This is a genomic window from Micromonospora sp. CA-248212, from assembly GCF_050948405.1.
GTDB lineage: Bacteria > Actinomycetota > Actinomycetes > Mycobacteriales > Micromonosporaceae > Micromonospora.
The window spans coordinates 2,430,439-2,450,404 of record NZ_CP192023.1 but is presented as its reverse complement, the minus strand read 5'-3'; the positions used below and the strand labels follow the sequence as shown (position 1 = coordinate 2,450,404).

Annotated in this window: 15 protein-coding genes; 6 read left to right on the top strand and 9 right to left on the bottom strand. The window is 72.0% G+C overall.

The genetic code is table 11. From position 1 onward, the window contains the following. Positions 1 to 13 precede the first annotated feature (13 nt). Complete coding sequence (locus tag ACQP03_RS11860; RefSeq protein ID WP_357119931.1) at positions 14 to 1,525, bottom strand: deoxyguanosinetriphosphate triphosphohydrolase family protein; 1,512 nt, start codon at positions 1,523 to 1,525, stop codon at positions 14 to 16. 213 nt (positions 1,526 to 1,738) lie between these two features. On the opposite strand from ACQP03_RS11860, the gene ACQP03_RS11855 reads away from it, so the two are divergent. Both ACQP03_RS11855 and ACQP03_RS11850 read left to right on the top strand, forming a co-directional pair. Further along, positions 1,739 to 4,246: a Tex family protein gene (locus ACQP03_RS11855; protein ID WP_396832198.1), complete on the top strand. Its 2,508-nt coding sequence runs from the start codon at positions 1,739 to 1,741 to the stop codon at positions 4,244 to 4,246. 359 nt (positions 4,247 to 4,605) lie between these two features. After that, positions 4,606 to 5,073, top strand: a complete 468-nt coding sequence (locus ACQP03_RS11850) for a hypothetical protein (protein ID WP_357119937.1) — start codon at positions 4,606 to 4,608, stop codon at positions 5,071 to 5,073. On the opposite strand, the gene ACQP03_RS11845 is transcribed toward ACQP03_RS11850, so the two are convergent. The 4 genes from ACQP03_RS11845 to ACQP03_RS11830 form a co-directional block, all read right to left on the bottom strand. Beyond that, positions 5,003 to 5,950, bottom strand: coding sequence for a DUF389 domain-containing protein (locus tag ACQP03_RS11845; RefSeq protein ID WP_357119940.1), 948 nt, complete (start codon positions 5,948 to 5,950; stop codon positions 5,003 to 5,005). The genes ACQP03_RS11850 and ACQP03_RS11845 overlap by 71 nt on opposite strands. A 218-nt stretch (positions 5,951 to 6,168) precedes the next feature. Next, positions 6,169 to 7,410: a glycosyltransferase family 4 protein gene (locus ACQP03_RS11840; protein ID WP_357171575.1), complete on the bottom strand. Its 1,242-nt coding sequence runs from the start codon at positions 7,408 to 7,410 to the stop codon at positions 6,169 to 6,171. Between the two features lie 5 nt (positions 7,411 to 7,415). Continuing rightward, positions 7,416 to 8,342, bottom strand: coding sequence for an NAD-dependent epimerase/dehydratase family protein (locus ACQP03_RS11835; RefSeq protein ID WP_396832199.1), 927 nt, complete (start codon positions 8,340 to 8,342; stop codon positions 7,416 to 7,418). Continuing rightward, positions 8,339 to 9,079 (bottom strand): sugar transferase, encoded by a 741-nt coding sequence (locus ACQP03_RS11830; RefSeq protein WP_396832200.1) that lies wholly within the window; start codon positions 9,077 to 9,079, stop codon positions 8,339 to 8,341. The genes ACQP03_RS11835 and ACQP03_RS11830 overlap by 4 nt, the downstream gene beginning before the upstream one ends. A 256-nt stretch (positions 9,080 to 9,335) precedes the next feature. Here ACQP03_RS11830 and ACQP03_RS11825 point away from each other — a divergent pair, with 256 nt between their 5' ends. The 3 genes from ACQP03_RS11825 to ACQP03_RS11815 are packed head-to-tail and all read left to right on the top strand — an operon-like array spanning position 9,336 to position 12,893. After that, entirely contained in the window at positions 9,336 to 10,379 is a 1,044-nt protein-coding gene (locus ACQP03_RS11825) for a polysaccharide biosynthesis protein (protein ID WP_357119952.1), read from the top strand. After that, positions 10,376 to 11,368: a dTDP-4-dehydrorhamnose reductase family protein gene (locus tag ACQP03_RS11820; RefSeq protein WP_357119956.1), complete on the top strand. Its 993-nt coding sequence runs from the start codon at positions 10,376 to 10,378 to the stop codon at positions 11,366 to 11,368. The genes ACQP03_RS11825 and ACQP03_RS11820 overlap by 4 nt, the downstream gene beginning before the upstream one ends. Before the next feature lie 58 nt (positions 11,369 to 11,426). Then, a complete protein-coding gene (locus tag ACQP03_RS11815; RefSeq protein WP_433460882.1) occupies positions 11,427 to 12,893 on the top strand; it encodes an O-antigen ligase family protein in 1,467 nt (488 codons plus the stop codon). Between the two features lie 70 nt (positions 12,894 to 12,963). Here the strand turns inward: ACQP03_RS11815 and ACQP03_RS11810 are convergent, their stop codons facing one another. The 4 genes from ACQP03_RS11810 to ACQP03_RS11795 are packed head-to-tail and all read right to left on the bottom strand — an operon-like array spanning position 12,964 to position 17,769. Then, positions 12,964 to 14,217, bottom strand: a complete 1,254-nt coding sequence (locus tag ACQP03_RS11810) for a glycosyltransferase (protein ID WP_357119962.1) — start codon at positions 14,215 to 14,217, stop codon at positions 12,964 to 12,966. Further along, positions 14,214 to 15,392: a glycosyltransferase gene (locus ACQP03_RS11805; RefSeq protein WP_433460881.1), complete on the bottom strand. Its 1,179-nt coding sequence runs from the start codon at positions 15,390 to 15,392 to the stop codon at positions 14,214 to 14,216. Before ACQP03_RS11805 ends, ACQP03_RS11810 begins: the two co-directional genes overlap by 4 nt. Beyond that, positions 15,389 to 16,807 (bottom strand): lipopolysaccharide biosynthesis protein, encoded by a 1,419-nt coding sequence (locus ACQP03_RS11800; RefSeq protein WP_433460880.1) that lies wholly within the window; start codon positions 16,805 to 16,807, stop codon positions 15,389 to 15,391. Before ACQP03_RS11800 ends, ACQP03_RS11805 begins: the two co-directional genes overlap by 4 nt. Continuing rightward, entirely contained in the window at positions 16,804 to 17,769 is a 966-nt protein-coding gene (locus ACQP03_RS11795; protein ID WP_357119971.1) for an NAD-dependent epimerase/dehydratase family protein, read from the bottom strand. Before ACQP03_RS11795 ends, ACQP03_RS11800 begins: the two co-directional genes overlap by 4 nt. A gap of 167 nt (positions 17,770 to 17,936) precedes the next feature. On the opposite strand from ACQP03_RS11795, the gene ACQP03_RS11790 reads away from it, so the two are divergent. Further along, a complete protein-coding gene (locus ACQP03_RS11790) occupies positions 17,937 to 19,964 on the top strand; it encodes a hypothetical protein (RefSeq protein ID WP_357171572.1) in 2,028 nt (675 codons plus the stop codon). Positions 19,965 to 19,966 lie beyond the last annotated feature (2 nt).

Sequence of the window (19,966 nt, the reverse complement as noted above, 5' to 3'; positions counted from 1 at the left end):
CCTTCCTTACATCTCAGAGTACGAAGGCGTCGGTCCAGAGCGCGCCGGAGCGACCGGAGAGCGCGTCCAGCATGGCGACCGCCTGGCCGTCGGTGAGCTGCGCGACGAAGTCCACGATCGCGCGTCCCCGGGCGCGGCCGATCCGGTGCGGCGTACGCGGGTGCAGCTCGGCCTCGGCCAACTCGACCAGGTCGTGCAGCCGGCGAGGTAGGCGGGACTCCTCCTCCGGGTCGAGCAGCCACTCCCACAGCGCCTCCACCAGGGTGCCCAGCAGTCGGGCCTGACCACGCTGGTGCAGGGCCAGGTCGGGGCGGGCCAGCACGAACCGGTGGTGGACGAACTTGAGCACCTGCACCTCGTGCCACTGCGCGCAGCCGAGCAGCACGTGCCCGGAGCGCACCGACGGCTGGTCGGTCACGGTGACGGCCTCGACGAAGCGGGTGGACCAGCGGGCGGAGAACCGCGCCACGTACTGCTCCGCCTCGATCGAACCGTCGAACGGCATCGCGAGCAGCCCGTCCACCAACTCCTCGCGGACATGCTCGACGGCGGCGGCGAACGCGTCGTCGTCCGCGACCCAGGCGTCCTTGCGGTGCAGTTGCCGGCGCAGCCGCTCGATGGCCGCGCCGGGTCGTCGGGCCGAGGTGGCCAGCGCCGCGTCGGTGATCGCCCGGAAGTGCCCGCTCTCGCGCTGCCAGGCCATCAGCTCGGCGGACACCGCGCCCTGCTGGAGCACCCCGACCCGGTAGAAGTCCTCCACGTCGTGGATGGCGTACGCGATGTCGTCGGCGGTGTCCATGACGGACGCCTCGACGGTCTGCTGCCAGTCCGGAATGCGGCCGACGAACGGCTCCCGGGCCTGCCGCAGGTCGTCCAGCTCGGTGCGGTACGCCCCGAACTTCAACGAGCCGCTCTCCGGGTCGTCCGGCGGCGGGGTGGCGCCCCGCGGCGGCGGGTCCAGCAGGCGCGGGTGCGGGTCGGGGTAGTCCAGCCGGGTCCACGGGTACTTCAGCATCGCCGCGCGGACGGCGGCGGTCAGGTCCAACCCGGTGGTGGCGGCGCCCCGGATCTCGGTGCTCGTGACGATCCGGTACGACTGCGCGTTGCCCTCGAAGCCGTCGGCGAGGCCGAGACGCTGGCGGGCCAGCCGGTCGAGCACCCGCTCCCCCAGGTGGCCGAACGGCGGGTGGCCGAGGTCGTGCGCGAGCGCGGCGGCCTCCACCACGTCGGGGTCACAGCCGCCGAGCTTGTCCAGCAGGTCACGCCACCTGCCGTCGGCCGTCAACCGCTCGGCGATGGCCCGGGCCACCTGGGCGACCTTGAGGCTGTGGGTGAGCCGGTTGTGCACCAGCAGCCCGGAGCCGACCGGGCTGATCACCTGGGTGACCCCGCCGAGCCGGGCGAAGAACGGCGACCCGACGATCCGGTCCCGGTCGGCACGGAACGGGTTGGCCGTGAGGTCGCCGAGGGCCCGGGCGCTGCCGCCGAAGAGCCGTCGGGCGCGCGGCTCCGCAGGTGATTCCATGATCGCCACGCTAGCGCAGGCCCGGCCGGGGCGGTCGAGGGATCGACCCGGCCCGGGCGCGGAGGCAGGACGGCGCGGTGACGCGGGGGCGGGGGGGGGGACGGCGCGGGGGCGCGACCGGCCGGGCGCGGCGACAGTGGTCGGGGCCGACCGGCAGAATGCAGGCGGTACCCGCTCTTTGAGGGCGGATCGAGTCGAAGGCGGATCGAGATCGTGACCCAGTCTGTTCATCAGCGGATCGCCGACGAGCTCGGCGTGGCCGAGCGTCAGGTGCGGGCGGCCGTGGAGCTGCTCGACGGCGGCGCCACCGTGCCGTTCATCGCCCGCTACCGCAAGGAGGCCACCGGCCTGCTCGACGACACCCAGCTACGCACCCTGGAGGAGCGGCTGCGCTACCTGCGGGAGCTGGACGAGCGGCGGGCCGCCGTGCTGGAGTCGATCCGCGGCCAGGGCAAGCTGGACGAGGCGCTGGAAGCACAGATCATGGCCGCCGACTCGAAGTCGCGGCTGGAGGACATCTACCTGCCGTACAAGCCGAAGCGGCGGACCCGGGCGCAGATCGCCCGCGAGGCCGGCCTCGCGCCGCTGGCGGAGACGCTGCTGGCCGACCCGTCCCAGGATCCGAAGGCCACCGCCGCCGGATTCGTCGACGCCGAGAAGGGCGTCGCCGACGCCGCCGCCGCGCTGGAGGGCGCTCGGGCGATCCTCATCGAGACATTCGCCGAGGACGCCGACCTGATCGGCACGCTGCGCGAGCAGATGTGGTCGCGGGGCCGCCTGGCCTCCCGGGTACGCGACGGTCAGGAGACGGCCGGCGCGAAGTTCGCCGACTACTTCGACTTCTCCGAGCCGTACCCGAAGCTGCCGTCGCACCGCATCCTGGCCATGTTCCGGGGCGAGAAGGAGGGCGTGCTCGACCTGACCATGGAGTCGGAGGAGGCCGGCGAGGCCGACGCCGTACCGACCGGTCCGACCCGGTACGAGGCGATGATCGCCGGCCGGTTCGGAGTGTCCGACGCCGGGCGCCCCGCGGACCGGTGGTTGACCGACACGGTCCGCTGGGCCTGGCGTACGCGCATCCTCATCCACCTCGGGGCCGACCTGCGGATGCGGCTGTGGCAGGCCGCCGAGGAGGAGGCCGTACGGGTCTTCGCCACCAACCTGCGCGACCTGCTGCTCGCCGCGCCGGCCGGCACCCGGCCGACGATGGGCCTGGACCCGGGCCTGCGAACCGGCGTGAAGGTGGCCGTAGTCGACGCCACCGGCAAGGTCCTCGCCACCGACACGATCTATCCGCACGAGCCACGCCGACAGTGGGACGCGTCGATCGAGACCCTGGCCCGGCTGGCCGGCGCGCACGACGTGGAGCTGATCGCGATCGGCAACGGCACCGCCTCGCGCGAGACCGACAAGCTGGCCGCTGACCTGATCAAGCGCCACCCGCAGCTCAACCTGACCAAGGTCATGGTTTCCGAGGCCGGCGCGTCGGTCTACTCCGCCTCCGCGTACGCCGCGCAGGAGCTGCCCGGAATGGACGTGTCGCTGCGCGGCGCGGTCTCCATCGCCCGTCGTCTCCAGGACCCGCTCGCCGAGCTGGTCAAGATCGACCCTCGCTCGATCGGGGTCGGCCAGTATCAGCACGACCTGTCCGAGGTGAAGCTCTCCCGGTCGCTGGACGCCGTCGTGGAGGACTGCGTGAACGCGGTCGGGGTGGACGTCAACACCGCGTCCGCGCCCCTGCTGACCCGGGTCTCCGGGATCGGGGCCGGGCTGGCCGAGAACATCGTGCTGCACCGGGACGCCAACGGGCCGTTCCGGTCGCGGACCGAGCTGAAGAAGGTCGCCCGGCTCGGGCCGAAGGCGTTCGAGCAGTGCGCCGGCTTCCTGCGGATCCCCGGCGGGGACGACCCGCTGGACTCGTCGAGCGTGCACCCCGAGGCGTACCCGGTGGTGCGGCGGATCCTCGCCAGCACCGGGCAGGACCTGCGCGCCGTGATCGGCCGAAGCGCGATCCTGCGCGGGCTGCGGGCCACCGACTTCGTCGACGACCGGTTCGGCCTGCCCACCGTCACCGACATCCTCGCCGAGCTGGAGAAGCCGGGCCGTGACCCCCGGCCGGAGTTCCGCACCGCCACCTTCGTCGAGGGCGTGGAGAAGATCGGCGACCTGACGCCGGGCATGGTGCTGGAGGGCGTGGTCACCAACGTGGCCGCCTTCGGCGCGTTCGTGGACGTCGGGGTGCACCAGGACGGCCTGGTGCACGTCTCGGCGATGTCCCGGACGTTCGTGAAGGACCCCCGTGAGGTGGTGAAGTCCGGCGACGTGGTCAAGGTCAGGGTGCTCGACGTGGACGTACCCCGAAAGCGCATCTCGCTGACCCTGCGGCTGGAGGATGAGCCGGCCGCCGGTGGTCGGACGAGTCAGGAGGGGCGTGGCGGCCCGGCGCAGCGCGGACCGCAGGGCGGTCGCGACGGCCAGGGCGGTCGCGGTGCCGGACAGCAGGGTCGCGGCGGGCAGGACAGTCGCGGCGGGCAGGGCAGTCGTGGCGGGCAGGACAGTCGCGGCGGGCAGGACAGTCGCGGCGGCGGGCAGGGTGGTCGCGAAGGCCAGGGCAGTCGTGGTGGCGGGCAGGGTGGTCGCGGCGGGCAGCAGCGGCAGGGCGCACCGGCGCCGGCCAACGACGCGATGGCCGAAGCCCTACGCCGCGCCGGCCTGGCCTAACCCGTTCACCACCTCGACCCCGCGCGGCCCCGTCGATCATGGAGTTGTGGTGGGTGACAAACCGCCCGCATAACGCCAAGCCAGGCACCACAACTCCATGATCGACCGGGCCTGGCCGCGATCTTGCACTTTCTGCGCCGGCATAGCCGGCATTCCGCCTATTCCGACGACCGAAACTGCAAGATCGACGCAGGCGGAGGCGGGGCGAGGGCGGGGCGGGGCGAGGCGGGGCGAGCGCGGGGCTACAGCAGGCGATCAACGCGCTGCCGTACTACGTCTAGACCAACGTGGTGATGGCCGCGATCGCCCGGGGCACCCTGCGGGCCGCTCGACTGAGCCCCGTGCGTACCGTCGGCGTCGTGAATGAGCCGGACGGCCGGACGTGGCGGGAGCAGCAGCGGCAGGCGGTGCGCGCGCATGCCGACGCGGACGCGCGGCGGCGGGCCGCCGAGCAGGCCGAGGCGGCGAAGCTGGTGGCCTGGTTCGTGGCCGAGGCGACCCGGCGGGGGCTGCGCACCACCCGGCTGGTCGCCCGGGGTTACGACGGGCGCGGGCGCTACCGGACCAGGCTGACCGGCTGGTACGTCGACCGGGCCGAGACCCGGGCGGTGGATGTGGCCGGCCGGTTCCACCTGCTGACCGTGCCCGGAGGTCTGCGGGCCCGGCTGTTCGGCGCCGACCCGGAACCCAGCCCGGCACCGTTGGTGGTCGGGTCCGGTGGACGAGACGGCGAGTCGATCCCGTTGCGGACGCTGCTCACCCGGTTGCTGGACGACGGGACCGGCGAGCCAGACCCCACCACCAGGCCTGCTGCACCACGAGGGTGAGCAGGCCGGCCAGGACGATCGCACTCAGGTTGATGACCAGTTGGAGTGCCGAGCCGCCCGCTTCGTCCCATACTCCGTAGGCGGCAGCCACCGCCACGTTCGCCGCTGCCGGGACCGTCGTCACCGAGATCAGCACCCCGACCAGGCTGCCGGACTTCTTCGACGTCAACGAGAGCATCCCGGCCACGCCGGCGAGGAGACCGACCACCCAGGACAGCGCGTCCGGCCGCCAGATGAAATCGGTGAGTGGGCGTTCGGCGAGCAGCATCTCCCGACTGACCAGGCCGGCGGCGGTCAGCGCCCAGGTGCTCAGCACGGTCGCCACCATGGCCGCCACGAAGCCGACCACGAGAGCCTGCACCGAGCGGCCGATCACCCCGAGCCGGCGGCGCAGCAACGCCACGCACAGCGCGGCGAGGGGGCCGAACTCCGGACCGACGACCATCGCCCCGACGATGAGAATCGGCTGGTCCAGCAGCACCCCGATGCCGGCGATCATGGTGGCCACCACGATCAGTACGAGGTACGTGCCGGACAGTTCCGTCTGCTCACCGGTCTTCGCGGCAATCTCGTCCCAGACCACCGCGTCCGCGCCACTGCCCGGCGCCCGGTCCGCCGCCCGGTCGGCCGCCGCGGAGATGGTCAGCTCGATGTCCTCGGCCGCGATGCCGCCGCTGGTGTCCACGCCGAGTCGCCGCAACTCCCGCAGCACACGGTCCGCGCTCTCCCGCACCACGTCGCAGAGGATGAGATCACCACGCGGTTGCCGGGCGGCACCCGGCAGCACGGCGAGGTGAGTCACTCCTGCCTCTGCGGAGAGCAGGTCGACGACATCCGTCGTCCTGCTCTCCGGGGTGATCACCCTCAGGTGCAGCACGCGCCATCCCCTCGCCGGTCCGGTCGGTGCTTCCCTCGCCCGACCGGCCGTCGCGACTCTACAGCTCGCCCCGTCGAGGCCGGGAGCTGCACAAGGCCGAGGCCACAACGGGAGCCTCGGCCTGGTCGGAGACCGCGATCGACTCACCCCGCTCGGACGGTGGCCGCGCGCGCCACCAGTCTGGACGAGCCGCCCACTTTGAAACGTGCTGCAGCGGGTCAGCGCCGTCGGTGGCTCTCCACCGCCTCGCCCAGCGCCTGCTCGACCCGCTCGGCGCCGGCGGCGACGGAGAAGACCCGGTCGTAGTGCGCCCGGCCGGCCTGACCGAGCAGCTCGAGCTTCTCCCGGCCCAGGTCGCAGAGTTCCCGTAGCGCGTCGGCGATCGAGTCGGGGTCACCGGGTCGGGCGGTGATACCCGCGCCGCTGTCGTGCGCGACGGCTGCGGCGTCCCCCTGCGCGGCGACCAGCAGGGCCCGCCCGGCAGCGAGGGTGGCCTGCACCTTGCTGGGCATCGTGTACGCCGACATGCCGCCGGGTCGCAGGCTCACGTAGTGCGCGTCACCGGTGGCCATCAACGCGGGCATCCGCTCCCGGGGCAGCCGCCCCAGGAACCGCACGTGTGTCGCGTTCAGCTCTTCGGCCCGACGGCGCAGCCGCTCCTCGGTGGTGCCGGAGCCGGCGATCAGGCAGACCAGTCGCGGATCGTTGATCCGGGCGCAGGCGTCGATGAGCGAGTCGAGCCCCTGCGCCTCACCGAGCGTGCCCGCGTACACCAGCACCACCTGGTCCTCGCGGAGCCCGAACTCGGCGCGCAGGTCCGCGACGCCCGTCCTCGGCGTCTCGTCGGCCCACACCGGAATGTGGACGAGCTTCTCCCGGGGTACGCCTCGGCTGGCGAGCAGGTCGGCGGCGCTGGGCGAGACGTAGGCGACCCGGCCGGCGCTGCGGTACATCCCACCGCACCAGCCGCTCATCCCCCGCTCGATCATCCGGGACACCCGGTCGGTGCCGATGAAGCCGCTGGCCACCGCGCTGTCGGGCCACAGGTCCAGCACGTGCAGCAGCACCGGCACCCGCTGGACGTACCGGGTGAACCACATCGGCAGGGCGACGCTGATCGGCGAGTTGCCGACCCAGAGGGCGTCCACGCCGCGCAGCGCCGACGTGCCGGACACCAGCGCCGAGGCGGCGAAGGAGCCGTAGTTCGCCAGCCGGCGCAGCGCGGAGCGGTCATGGCTGGGATAGAGGGCCACCCGGCGGATCCGGGTCGTCCCGTCGACCTCGTCGAGCCGACGGGTCACCCGAAAGCCGGGCGCCAACTCGCCGGTCGGGTAATTGGGGAACCCGGTGAGGACCTGGACCTCGTGTCCTCGGCGGACGAGAGCCCGAGCGAGCATCCCGGGGAGCGCCGCCGCGCCCGGCTCCGGGTCGAACCACTGGCTGAGCATGCCGATCCGCATGGGCTTCACCGCGCTGCCGAGCCGGCGACCGGACGGGCGGGCTGGTCGCCGTCGGCCTGCCACAGTGTTGCCAGCGAATCACCGAGGTCGTGTGCGGGCGTCCACCCGAGCACCCGGTTCGCGCGCTCGATGTCGGCGCACATCCACGGCACGGCGGCTGAGCGATCGGCGTCCGGCGCGAAGCTGCCGTCCCGGATGTCACCGGTGAAGCCCGACACCTCCGCCAACAACCGGACGACGTCGCGCGTCGCCACCGCCCTACCGCTGCCCACGTTGAAGACCCGGGCGGGCCCCGGGCGGCAGCTCGCCGCGGCGAGGACCGCCGAGGCGACGTCCCGGACGTCGACGAAGTCCCGGTACGTGTCGTGCAGGCCCACGGCGATGTCCTCCGATCCGGTAGCGACCGCCGACCTCACCATCGCGGTCACCCGGGTGAGCACGTTGCCCGCCGGCATGCCGGGCCCGACCGGGTTGAAGATGCGCAACACCATCGTGTCGAGTCGGCCCGCCCCGCCGGCCAGCTCCGCCAACCGCGTGGCGGCCAGGTGGCTGAGCCCGTACTCGCTGACGGGCGTGCCCTGGTACTCCTCAGTGACGGCGAGGCCGTGCGGCACGGCGCCGTACTCGGCGGCCGAGCCGATCCGGATCAGGCGGGCCCCGGGGGCGGCGGCGGCCACCGCTTCGATCAGCTTCGCGGTCGCCACCACGTGCGCCTGCACGAAGTCGTGGCCGGAGCCGACGATCCGTCCGGCCGCCGTCACCACCGTGTCCGGTCGCTCCCGGGCGATGAGCGCGGTCAGGTCGCGCAGCTCGACCCGGACCAGGTCACACTCGGCGCGGGTGATCGACCGGACGGTGGCGTGGGCGGCCAGCGCCGTCCGGATGTGCCGGCCGAGGAATCCACCGGCCCCCAGGAGCAGGACCCGGTTCATCGCCGGTGGGCGGAGTCGTGGTCGACGGTCGGCTGCGCGGGTGGGTTACCGGTGAACTCGTGCCAGGTGGCCGCGCCCGGCGCGGAGATGCCCTGGCGACTGAGCACCACCCAGATCGTGGCCAGGACGATCCGCAGATCCAGCAGGAAGGAGCGGCGGTCGACGTACTCGACGTCGTAGGTGAACTTCGCGTCCCAGTCCAGCGCGTTTCGGCCACGCACCTGGGCCAGCCCGGTGATGCCCGGTCGCACGTCGTGTCGTCGGGCCTGTTCCGGGTTGTAGAGGCTGAGGTAGCGCACGAGGTGCGGGCGGGGACCGACCACGCTCATCTCGCCCCGCAGCACGTTCCAGAACTCCGGCAGCTCGTCAAGGCTGCTGGCCCGCAGCCAGCGGCCCACCCGGGTCAGCCGATCCGCGTCGCTCACCAGCCCTCGATCCGGATCGGGGTGGCGCATGGTCCGGAACTTGACCACCTCGAACAGTTCGCCGTGCAACCCCGGGCGGGTGTGCCGGAACAGCACCGGCCGCCCGTGCGCCACCAGCACCACCAGGGCCACCACGGCCAGTACGGGGGCGCCGAGCGACAGGACGAGGAGAGCGCCGATGACGTCGAGAAGCCGCTTCCAGCGATCGTACGGTCGGCGCGTCGTGGTGCCGTCCCGAGGTGTCTCCCGACCGGTCGTCGGGCCGGAGGTGCCGGCGCGCGTATGTGCCGCATGGAGAGCAACTTTTGCCATGGACAACGCATACCACCATTTCGAGCACCACTTCCGACTTTCACGATAGGGCGCTCCGGCGCGTCGACAATGGAGCGCGGCGACCACTTCGGCGCGCCGAGCCCTGCTCGCGTATTTGTCGGCTCCATTAGAGGTGAACGCGACTCGAATTGCTTTTGGCGGAAGCGGTCACGACACCTCCAAGGCCAGCGTAGGGTCGCGTTCGACGAGAATCCGAATCCCGAGGATGGCCTTCGGGAAACAGGCAGGAGAAGATGTGGTTTCCTCGCTTTCGGACCGGCGATTCCTGATCACCGGTGGCACGGGATCCTTCGGTCAGACGATGGTCTCCCGACTGCTCGACGCCGGGGCCGCCGAGGTGCGCGTACTCAGCCGGGACGAGTCGAAGCAGGACGCGATGCGGCACCGCCTCGGCGACGACCGGGTCCGCTACTACGTCGGCGACGTCCGCGACTACGACAGTGTGCTCAAGGCCGCGCGGGGAATGGAGTTCGTCTTTCACGCCGCAGCCCTGAAGCAGGTCCCCTCGTGCGAGTTCTTCCCACTGGAGGCCGTCCGCACCAATGTGCTCGGCAGCGCGAACGTGGTGGACGCCTGCGAACGCGTCGGCGTCGAGGCGCTGGTGCTGTTGAGCACCGACAAGGCCGTCTATCCGGTAAACGCGATGGGCATGACCAAAGCGCTGATGGAGAAGGTCGCGCAGGCGCACTCCCGCAACAATCCGGAAGCGCGTACCCGGGTCTGCTGCGTGCGCTACGGCAACGTCATGTACTCGCGCGGATCGGTGATCCCGCTGTTCATCGACCAGATCCTGCGCGGTGGCCTGCCGACGGTGACCGAGCCGTCGATGACCCGGTTCCTGATGTCCCTGCCGCAGTCGGTCGACCTGGTGGAGCACGCCTTCCGGTACGGCCAGCCAGGCGACGTCTTCATCCGCAAGGCCGACGCCTGCACCATCGGCGACCTGGCCACCGCGCTGTGCAACCTGTTCCGCGTCCCGGCGAAGTTCAACGTGCTCGGCATCCGGCACGGGGAGAAGCTGTACGAGACGCTGGCCAGCCGCGAGGAACTCGCCCACGTCGAGGATCTTGGCGAGTTCCTTCGGGTGCCGGTGGACAGTCGTGACCTCAACTACTCCCTCTACTTCGAGGAGGGCGACGTCGAGAGCGGCAACATGGCCGACTTCCACTCGCACAACGCCCGGCGGTTGTCCGTACCGGAGATCGAGGCGCTGCTGCTGACGCTGCCCGAGGTACGGGCGCAGGTCGAGGCCGCGGCGGCGGCGGTCGTAACGGCATGAGCACCGGCACCGGTGGCCGGCGACCGGAGTTCGTCCCCCGCCGACGCAGCGGCCCCGGCGCGGACGAGCCGCGCCCGACGCGACGGGTCCTCGTCGTCGGCGTCACCGGCATGCTCGGCCACGCTGTCCTGCGGGAGCTGAGCGACGACGCGGACCTCGACGTCCACGGCGTCGCCCGGAGCATCGAGGACCGCGCGGGGTGGTACCCGCCGCGTCTGCTCGACCGGATCACCCCGGCCGTCGACGCGACCCGCTTCGACGAGGTCCGGCAGATCGTCGACGACCTGCGGCCGGACGTCGTCGTGAACTGCGTGGGTGTGATCAAGCAACGGCCCGATGTGCAGGACGCGGTGCAGACGGTCACCCTCAACGCGCTCTTCCCCCATCTGCTCGCCGAGGCCTGCGGGCCCCTCGGCAGTCGCCTGATCCACGTCAGCACCGACTGTGTCTTCTCCGGCCGGCGGGGTGGCTACGTCGAGGACGACCTGCCGGACCCGCCGGACCTGTACGGGCGGTCGAAGCTGCTGGGTGAGGCGCGCGGGGTCTCCGCGCTCACCCTCCGCACCTCGATCATCGGGCACGAGCTGGACACGAACCGCTCCCTCGTGGACTGGTTCCTCTCCCAGCGAGGCCAGGTACGCGGTTTCACGAGGGCCATCTACAGCGGCGTGACGACCGTCGAGTTCGCCCGACTGCTCCGGACGGTGATCCTGCCCCGGACGGAGCTGGCCGGGCTCTACCACGTCGCCGCCGAGCCGATCTCCAAGTACGACCTGCTCCGCCTGGTCGCCGAGGTCTACGGGTGGCCCGGTGACATCGTCCCGGACGACGAGTTCACCTGCGACCGGTCGATGAACGCGGACGCCCTCGCCAAGGCCACCGGGTACCGACCGCCGCACTGGCCGGACATGATCCGGGCGATGCACGCCGCCAGGGCCCGCTGGGCTGCCGAAACGGCCCAACCGGGCCTACAGGACCTGCCTCGCTGAGGGCGGTCCACCCAACGACCGCGGGCAACGCCGGCGGCCGGACTTCAAAGGACATCACGTGGGAAACCGGATGGGCCAACTGGGCCTGCTCGTCGTCGCGACGTGTCTGGTGGTGGTCACCACCGTCGCCGCCATCACCGCCCCGCTTGTCGCGACCGGGTTGGTCGCGCTGGTGCTGCTGCTCGCCTTCAGCCGGCGGGTCGACGGCTGGCGGTGGATGCTGACCCTGACCATGGGGCTACTGGTATGCGCCTCGTCCAACGTGCCGGCGCTCGTCGACGCCAGCTTCTACCCTCGGTACGCGGCGGTCAGCGGCCTGGTCCTCTGGGGCCTCTGCCTCCCGGTCCGGACGCCGGCCCGCAGCGATGCCTGGACCAGCGTGTTCGTCGGCGCGCTCTGGGCGATGGCCGGTCTCGCCACGGTGAGCTTCGCCTGGTCGGTGGTTCCGATGGAGACCCTCCAGCGGGGCGTCGCGCTGCTGCTCCTGGCCGCCCTGGTGCACGTACTCGTCCGGCGTCGATGGCCCGATCGTGCGGTCATGATGGCCGACCTGCGCGTGGTCTACCTGGTCCTCACCGCGTCCATCGTGGTCAGCCTCGGCATCGGGTTCGTCGACGGCACGCTCGTCGCGGCGACCTCCAGCGTCGCCCGGTTCCAGGGCCTCTACAACAACCCGAACATGCTCGGCATCGTCTGCGCCCTGACGATCCCGCTGGGCTGGGCCGTCCACCGGCAGTCCCGGCGGCCCGTCACGCTCCTCGGCCTGGCGCCGGCCGCCGTCAGCCTCCTGTTGTCCCAGTCGCGTACCGCGCTGATCGCCGTGCTCGTCGGCGCGCTCTGGCTCGTGGTGCGCCACGGTCTCGGCCGGGTGGTCCGGCTGGCCGCCGGGGCGACCGCCCTGCTGCTGGTGGCATACCTGCTCAACCTGCTGCCCACCATCTTCGCCGCACCCTGGATGCGCCAGTTCGTCATGCGCTTCACCGACCCCACCGGCGGCGACCTGTCCAACGGGCGAACCCAGATGTGGCAGACGACCATCGACCTGTGGTGGCAGAACCGGCCCACGCTGGGCTTCGGGTACGCATCGCGGAATCACCTGTTCGAGCTGGCCAGCGCCGACGAGTTCTTCGGGACCGCCGGCGTCAGCGTGGTGCACAACAGCTACCTCCAGCTGCTGCTGGAGTTGGGGCTCGTCGCGGTGCCACCGCTGGTGGTGTTGCTGGTGGCCGCCGGGCGGGTCGCGGTGCGGGCCCCGGTGCGGCGGGCCGACGCGGGGCTGGTCTGGCTCGTCGTCACCGGCCTGCTGATCCAGGTCACCGAGTCGGCCATGTTCGGCACGGGCCAGACCTATCCGTACGTGTTCTGGACCGTGGTCGCCGCCGCGCTGCTGCACCTGCCGAAGGATCGGGCCCCCGCCGGCCGGGACGCCGCTCAGGCCAACCCGCCCCACGCGGAGGCGCGCCGGCAACGGGCCGGCATGTTCGACGACGCCACACCGCGCCGACCCATCGTCCTGCTGCGCTGAGTGCCCGCCGGCAGCGCCGACGGCCGCCCCGGGATGCCCTGGCGCGTGCCTTCGGCGGGCGGGCGTCGCCTCAGTCGCCCCGGCCCGCCGTCACGAAGGCGCTGACCCGGTCCCGCCAGGAACGGTGGTCGAACGACTCCCGGGCCCGCGAACGGGCAGCTCCGCTCATCGCCGTCCACTCCTCGTCGCGCAGCCGCAACGCCCGCTCGATGGCCACCCGGACGTCGTCCGGGCCGTTGCCGTCGAGCACCAGACCCTCGATCCCGTCGTGGACGTAGGCGGCCAGGTCACTCGTGTGGTTGAGCAGCACCGGGCACCCGGCGGCGAGGCTCTCCGGCACCTTGGACGGAAACCCGTTGGCCGCGTACCCGCCGGTGGGGCGGACCAGCATCGAGAAGTGCGACTCCGACAGGAGGGTCAGCACGGTCTCGCGCGGAACGCGGCCGAGGAACCGCACGTCGGCCGAGACGGCGTCCAGCACCGTCAGGTCCAGGTCGGAGTGGGCGGCGGCGTCCCGCGCGCTCACCCCGGCGATCGTAAGGCTGACCCGCCGCTGCTGCTCCGGAGTGAGCCGGCTGAGCCCCCGCAGGATCACGTCGAGCATGTCCTTGCGCCCGGGCGTGCCGGCGTAGAGCAGGCGCAGGCCCGCGCTGATCGGGGGTGGTTGCGGCGCCCGGAACTCGTCGCAGTCCACCTGCGGCGGCACCACCAGCACGTCCAGGCCGTGGCCCGTCAGGTAGTCGGCCAGCGTGGTGGAGACCGCCGTGGCCCGATCCACGAGCCGGGTCGCCAGGAACGTCGACCAGCGGTGCCGGACGAAGTACGGGGTGAGCCAGCCGCGGCGGAACTGCCGTCGGTCGTGGCGCTCGCTGGCGTCCACCACCACCGGGCAGCGCAGCACGAGGCGCAGGGTCGCCCAGTTGCCGAGGGTCAGCAGGGCCATCGGCAACAGCACGACGCTCACGTCCCCGCGACCCACCCGCGCCCGGCGGACGGCCCGCAGGACCCGCAGCGGCCGGGCGAGCCGGGCCGACGCGCGGGTGAGGTGGTGTCGACCTCGGATCCGCAGAGTGACCAGGTCGATCCCGGCCGCGCCGAGCTGCCCGGCCGGGAAGGCCACCTCGCACGGCCAGTCGTTGACGACGAGCGTGCGCGCACCCTCGGGCGCGGCGCAACGGGCGAGTTGCAGCAGCCGGTTCGAGGTGGCGTCCCCGTACGGGAACGCGTACGCGCCCACCAGCAGTGGACGCGGCCGGGCGGTGCGGGCGGTCGACCCCGCCGCCGGTCGCGGCTGCCGGCCGAGCACCGTTGTCTGATCGTTCATCTCTCTCCCCGTGTCGAGAAGGCGGGCGGCTGGGGCCGCGCCGGGCGGCACGACACCCACCGGCGGTAGATCGCCAGGTGGGTGGTGACCGCCGTGTCGATGGCGAAGACGCTGCGCGCGAACCGTTCCGCCGCCGTCGAGGCCGAGGTCTGCTCGGTGTACGTCGCCGCCACGCACACCGCGTGCGCCCACTGCCCCGGCACGGCCTCGGTGTCGACGATCGTCACGCCGGGCAGATGCTCGTTGATGAAGCGCACCCCCGGCAGGTCGGCGGCCACCGTGCCGATGCCCAGGGCGACCGGCTCCAGCACGCCCCCGGGCAGCCCTTCCAGGCAGGACGGGTGGACGACCACGTCGGCCTGGCTCAACAGGCCGCCCACGTCGTCGCGCGGGCCCAACAGGTGCACCCGCTCGGCGAGACCGGCGGCGACCGCCGCCGCCCGGACGCGCTCGTCGTCGACGTCGTCGCCCGGCCCGACGAGGACCGCGTGGGCCCGCACTCCCCGGGCCCGCAACTCGGCGAGGATCGGCGGCAGGAGCCAGCGCCGCTTCTCCGGCGAAGCCCGGCCGACGCTGACGCAGACCAGATCGGCCGGGCGCGCGCCGATCAACTCGCGTAGGTCGTCCCGACTGGGGCGACGCAGCCGGTCCAGGTCAAGTCCGTTGAGCACCACCCGGCAGCGGGGATCGTCGTACCAGCGCGGGTCGTAGGCGACGGCGAGCGAGCTGGGCGAGACGCCCAGGATGTCGGTGGCGAAGACCCGCAGCAACCGTCTGAAGGCCCGGCGGTAGACACGTCGGCGTAGATCGCGATGCTGGTTGTCGTCGCCGCGGAAGTGGGCGACGCGGACGGGCACACCCCGGAGGGCGGCGAGCGCGAGCAGCACCCCGGAGAAGTTGGCGCAGTCGACGTGCACCACATCGGGGCGTACCCGCCGCAGCAGTCCGAGGAAGCGGGCGGCAAAGCGGAAATCGAGCGGGATCGGGGTGACCGTGCCGCCGTGCCGGCGGACCACACCGGCCAGCGGGCCGGGCCCGATGTGGTCGCTGAGCGTCGCGAGGTGCACCTGGACGCCGGCGGCCCAGAGCCGGGGCAGCAGTTCGGCGGTACGCATCTCGGTACCGCCGAAGTTCAGCTCGCCGACGACCCGCAGCACCCGGCACTCCCCGGTCACGTCGACGCTCCCCTGGTGACCGCCCGCCGGTACCCCACGAACACGGCCGGCCACATGGTGAGCACGTACGCGACACAGGCCGCCACCGGCAGGCCGGCGAGCCCGAACCGTCGCAGCGCCCAGACCTTGAGCGCGGTCGCCAACAGCAGGAACGCGGCCCAGCCGACGAACTGCGGCCGGAGCAACCCGATGCTGTTCTGCACCAGGATCAGCGGTGAGGTGACCGCGATCAGCAGGGACCAGCTCGCCAGCCCGACCAGGACCGCGACCGGGATCTCGGCGCGGTCGATGCCGCCCACCCACAGGTCGATCAGCCGGTGGCCGTAGCCGACCAGCACCACCCCGACCGTCCCCACGATGCCCCCGTAGAGCAGCACCATGCGGCGCGTGTTGCGACGCACCCAGGCCACCTCGCCCCGCGCCAGGGCCGCGCCGTTGACCGGCCAGACCGTCATACCGACCAGGCCGACGAAGATCGAGAGGACGCCGAACAGCTTCCCCACCACCGCGTAGTGCGCCGCCGTGGTGGCCCCGAGGACGTTCGCGACGAGCGGGCTGTCCACGTTCAGCGCGATCGCCGACATCGTGGTGAGCGCGAAGAACCGCAGACCCAACCGGAGCAGGCCGACCGCGGTGGCCCGGTGCACGTGCTTCGGGCCCGGCCGCCGGCCGCGATCCTGCGACCAGAAGTACGTCACGCAGTTGAGCAGGTTGGTCACCGGCACGGCCAGCACCGCACAGGCGATGACCGCCAGTGGTCGCCACCCGGCGGCGATGGCGCCGAGCACGGCCGCCATCCCCAACAGCGCGCCCGCCGACTGCCAGATGTTGCTCTGCACCACCTGGCCACGGGCGTACTGGACCCGCTGGACCAGCGAGAGCGGAATGTTGACCGCGAAGGCGCCGAAGCAGAGCAGGACCAGAGCGGGCGCCTCCGCGGCGACGCCCGGGTCGGTGACGTTGAACAGCGCGGCCCAGGACACCACGGGTACGACAAGCACGAGGCCCGCGAGCAGCGCCAGCGCGACCACACCGAGGGTGGCGAACGCGCTGGAGACCTCCCGGGCCTGTTGCCGGGGGTCGTCGGCCAGGTGACTGAGCCGGGTGAGCAGCCCGTTGCCCAGTCCCAGATCGGCGAACCAGGCCATCCCGGTGAGGGCGGTGACCGCTATCCAGAGGCCGTACCGTTGGTCGCCGAGGAATCGGAAGCAGGCCGGGGTGATGACCAGCGGGGCGCCCAGGCCGATGCCCTTCGCCACCATCGCGGCGGCGATGCCCACCGTGACGGAGCGATCCCGATCCTTCGACGCCGCCGAGGGCCGCTCGCCGGGCGCGAGCGTGCTGCCGGTCGGTGGCGCGGCGGCCGGCACCCGGGCCAGCGGCTCCGGTACGGCCCGACTCGCTGCCCGGGTCACCGAGGCGCGGCGGCTACGGCACGCTCGGCGTCCAACCGACCGGCCATCCACTCGACCGTCGCCCGCAGGCCCTGGGCACGGGCGACAGGTGCGACGTTCGGAAAGAGCTGACGCAGCGCGGCGTTGTCGGCGAGGGAGTGCGCGACATCGCCGGTGCGTGGCGGCGCGTACTCGCGGACGATCGGCCGGCCGCACAACCACTCAAGCTCGTCGAGGACCTGCAACAGGCTGGCCCGCGCGCCAAAGGCGAGGTTCACCGGGTGAGGGTGGTGTACCCGGCGGCGGACGGCGTCCAGGATGACGTCGCAGACCGTACCGACGTAGGTGAAGTCACGCGACTGCGTCCCGTCGCCGTGCACCACCGCGGGTTCGTCGCGCAGCGCGGCGTGCACGAAGCGGGGGATGACAGCCGCGTACGCGTGGTCGTGTCGCTGCCCGGGGCCGAACACGTTGAAGAAGCGGAAAGCCACTGTCGGCAGCCCGAACGACGCCTGGTGGGCCAGGGCGTACGCCTCGGTGGCGAGCTTGCTGGCCGCGTACGGGCTCATCGGGCGGGTCCAGGTCAGCTCGGTCTTGGGCAGGGCCGGGTTCATGCCGTACACCGACGAGGAGGAGGCGACGATGACGTGCGCGACCCGGTGTCGTCGCGCCGCCTCCAACACCATGAGGGTGCCGGTGGCGTTCGCGTGGTGGGAGGCCAGCGGGTCACTCAGCGACCGGGGAACGCTGGGCAACGCGGCCAGGTGGACCACCGCGTCGCGGCCCGTCATCGCGGCGTCCAGGGCGGCCGGGTCCAGGATCGAGCCCTCGATCAGCTCGACGTGCAGACCGTCGAGGTTGGTCCGCAGTCCGACCGAGAGGTCGTCGAGGACGGTCACCCCGCCGATGGTGGGCTCGACCATCGCGGCGCGGGCCAGATTGGACCCGATGAAACCGGCTCCGCCGGTGATCAGAATGCGCATGAAAACCCCCGTTTACACCGATCACCTGTTCATCGAGTGAACACGGGACACGTGACGGCGACAGCGGGAAATTCACCCTGTCCGGGTGCTGACCGAAAACGGCCAGCCTCGCCGCGGCGGCGCACAGTGAAGTTCATCGTCATGCGTTCGCGGCGGAGGTGCCGACCATGTCCGAGTTGATCGTCTACCGATCCAACGCCCTGATGTCCGTCAGGTCTCGCTTCGACGGCACGCGGGACCTGGTGATGCCGGCCAACCTGGCGTACGCCGAGGCGATGGTCGGCATGTGGCACTCGGGTCTACCCCAGGTCACCCTGGTGCCCTCGACCGCGACCGACGCCCAGGTGTGGCCGGTGATGTCCGCCGTCGGAACGAAGATCCACGACACCGCCGACGACAACTGCCCGATCAACACCGGCTGGTCGTACGTCGGCGGCAACCACGGCTACAACGTCGGCAACCAGATCGCCGTCGCCAATCACGGCAAGACGACAGTCGACGTGGGCTCGCAGTGGACCGACGGGACGCGCACCTTCACCCTGCTGGCCATCACCAACGCGGACAGCCTGCTCTTCGGCAACCCGTACACGATCGTCGACGGCATCGCGCAGGGCGCCCGGGTCAAGCCGGCCGCGCCGCTCACCCACCTCTCGGGGGCGACCCACACGGCGACCGTGCCGATCACGGGTCTGACGCCCGACGTGCAGATCCGTCCGGCCACCCACTCCCACACGGTGACCGTCGAGCTCGACGGACGGCCGGTGCCGGACGGCCGGTTCACGGGGCAGGAGCTGACCATCCGGGAGTCCTACGTTATCCCGTCCTACCAGGGGATGATCGACACCGCTCGGGCGAACGTCGGCACGCCCATCGCCACGATCATGTCGCGGATCCCGTCCCTGTGCCGCATCTCGAACGTCTACCGCTGGTCGCAGGGGGGTCTGCTGGTCCGGCAGACGGTGGCCGCGTTGGAACGCTTCGCGCTGAACGCCGGGGTGACCCAGTGCGGTCCGTTGACCCCGGTGGCCGGCGGCACCCGCCGGCAGTTCATGCCGAACGTGGGCACGGCCGGCGGTCTGAACTGGTCGGTGTGGGCCAACATCGACACGCTCGCGGCCCTCACCGACTTCACTCCGGCGACCCTCACGAACCGGCTGATGCCGGCGAGCAGCATGACCCAGTGGGTGGTCAACAGCGGCCAGGTCCAGCAGTGGGGCATCGCCGTCGGTCTGCTGCCGGTCGCCGACGGCGTGCCGGAGATCCGGTCCCGGCACACCACGGCCAAGGGCTGGTTCATCACCTCCAGCCTGAAGAAGAACTACCCGCAGCTGGTGTGGGGTCGCACCCTCGACGCCGGCGAATCAGTGACCGGCACCGCCTACCGGCGCTACCTCGCGCCGCCCTCGGCGGCCACCGAGATCGTCGTGTCGGACTCCGCCAACGACTTCGTGATGATCGAACGGGTCGAGGCGGTCGCCCAGACCCAGATGGCGGCGCCGCAACTGTTCCACCGGTTGCTGGTCCCGGCGGGGCCGACGAATCTCACCGTGCCGGACCGGGTCGCGGTGGCCGGCATCTCGTACGCCATGGCGGTGCCCACCGGGTACGGCATGTGGCGTGCGGAGCCCGGCCCGGCGCAGGTGGGGCCACTGCCCGGGACGACCTGCCCGCGCGGCAGTTACTTCCTGGCCCTCGCCGGCCCGACCCAGAACGTGACCTACACCGGCGCCTACCAGTCGCTCCTGCTGCACCCGGTGTACCTGGCGGAGCCCACCCCGGTCGACCGGGTGTGCGTCGAGGTGACCGTCGCGGGATCGGGGGTGCTGCGGCACGGCGTGTACGCCCACGATCCGACCACCGGTCGTCCCGCCCTGCTCGGCCCGATCGCCGACTTCGGCAGCGTCGCCGTCACCTCCGTCGGGGTCCGGGAGTCGGTGCTGAGTGTCCCCGTGCTGCTGCCCGCCGGCTGGCACTGGTACGGGCATGTGTGGCAGACCAGCGGTGTCACCCCGCCCACGTTGCGGGCCAGCAGCACCGGCGCGGCCACCGGCCTCAATCTCGGCACGAGTTCGGCGGCGATGACCGGCGACCGGTTCGGTTACGAGGTGACCGGGACGACCGGTGCCCTGGGGGCCATCACCCTCGCCGGAGTGCACCAACTGCCGCCACCGCGGGTCGCCTACCGGCGTGCCTGAGC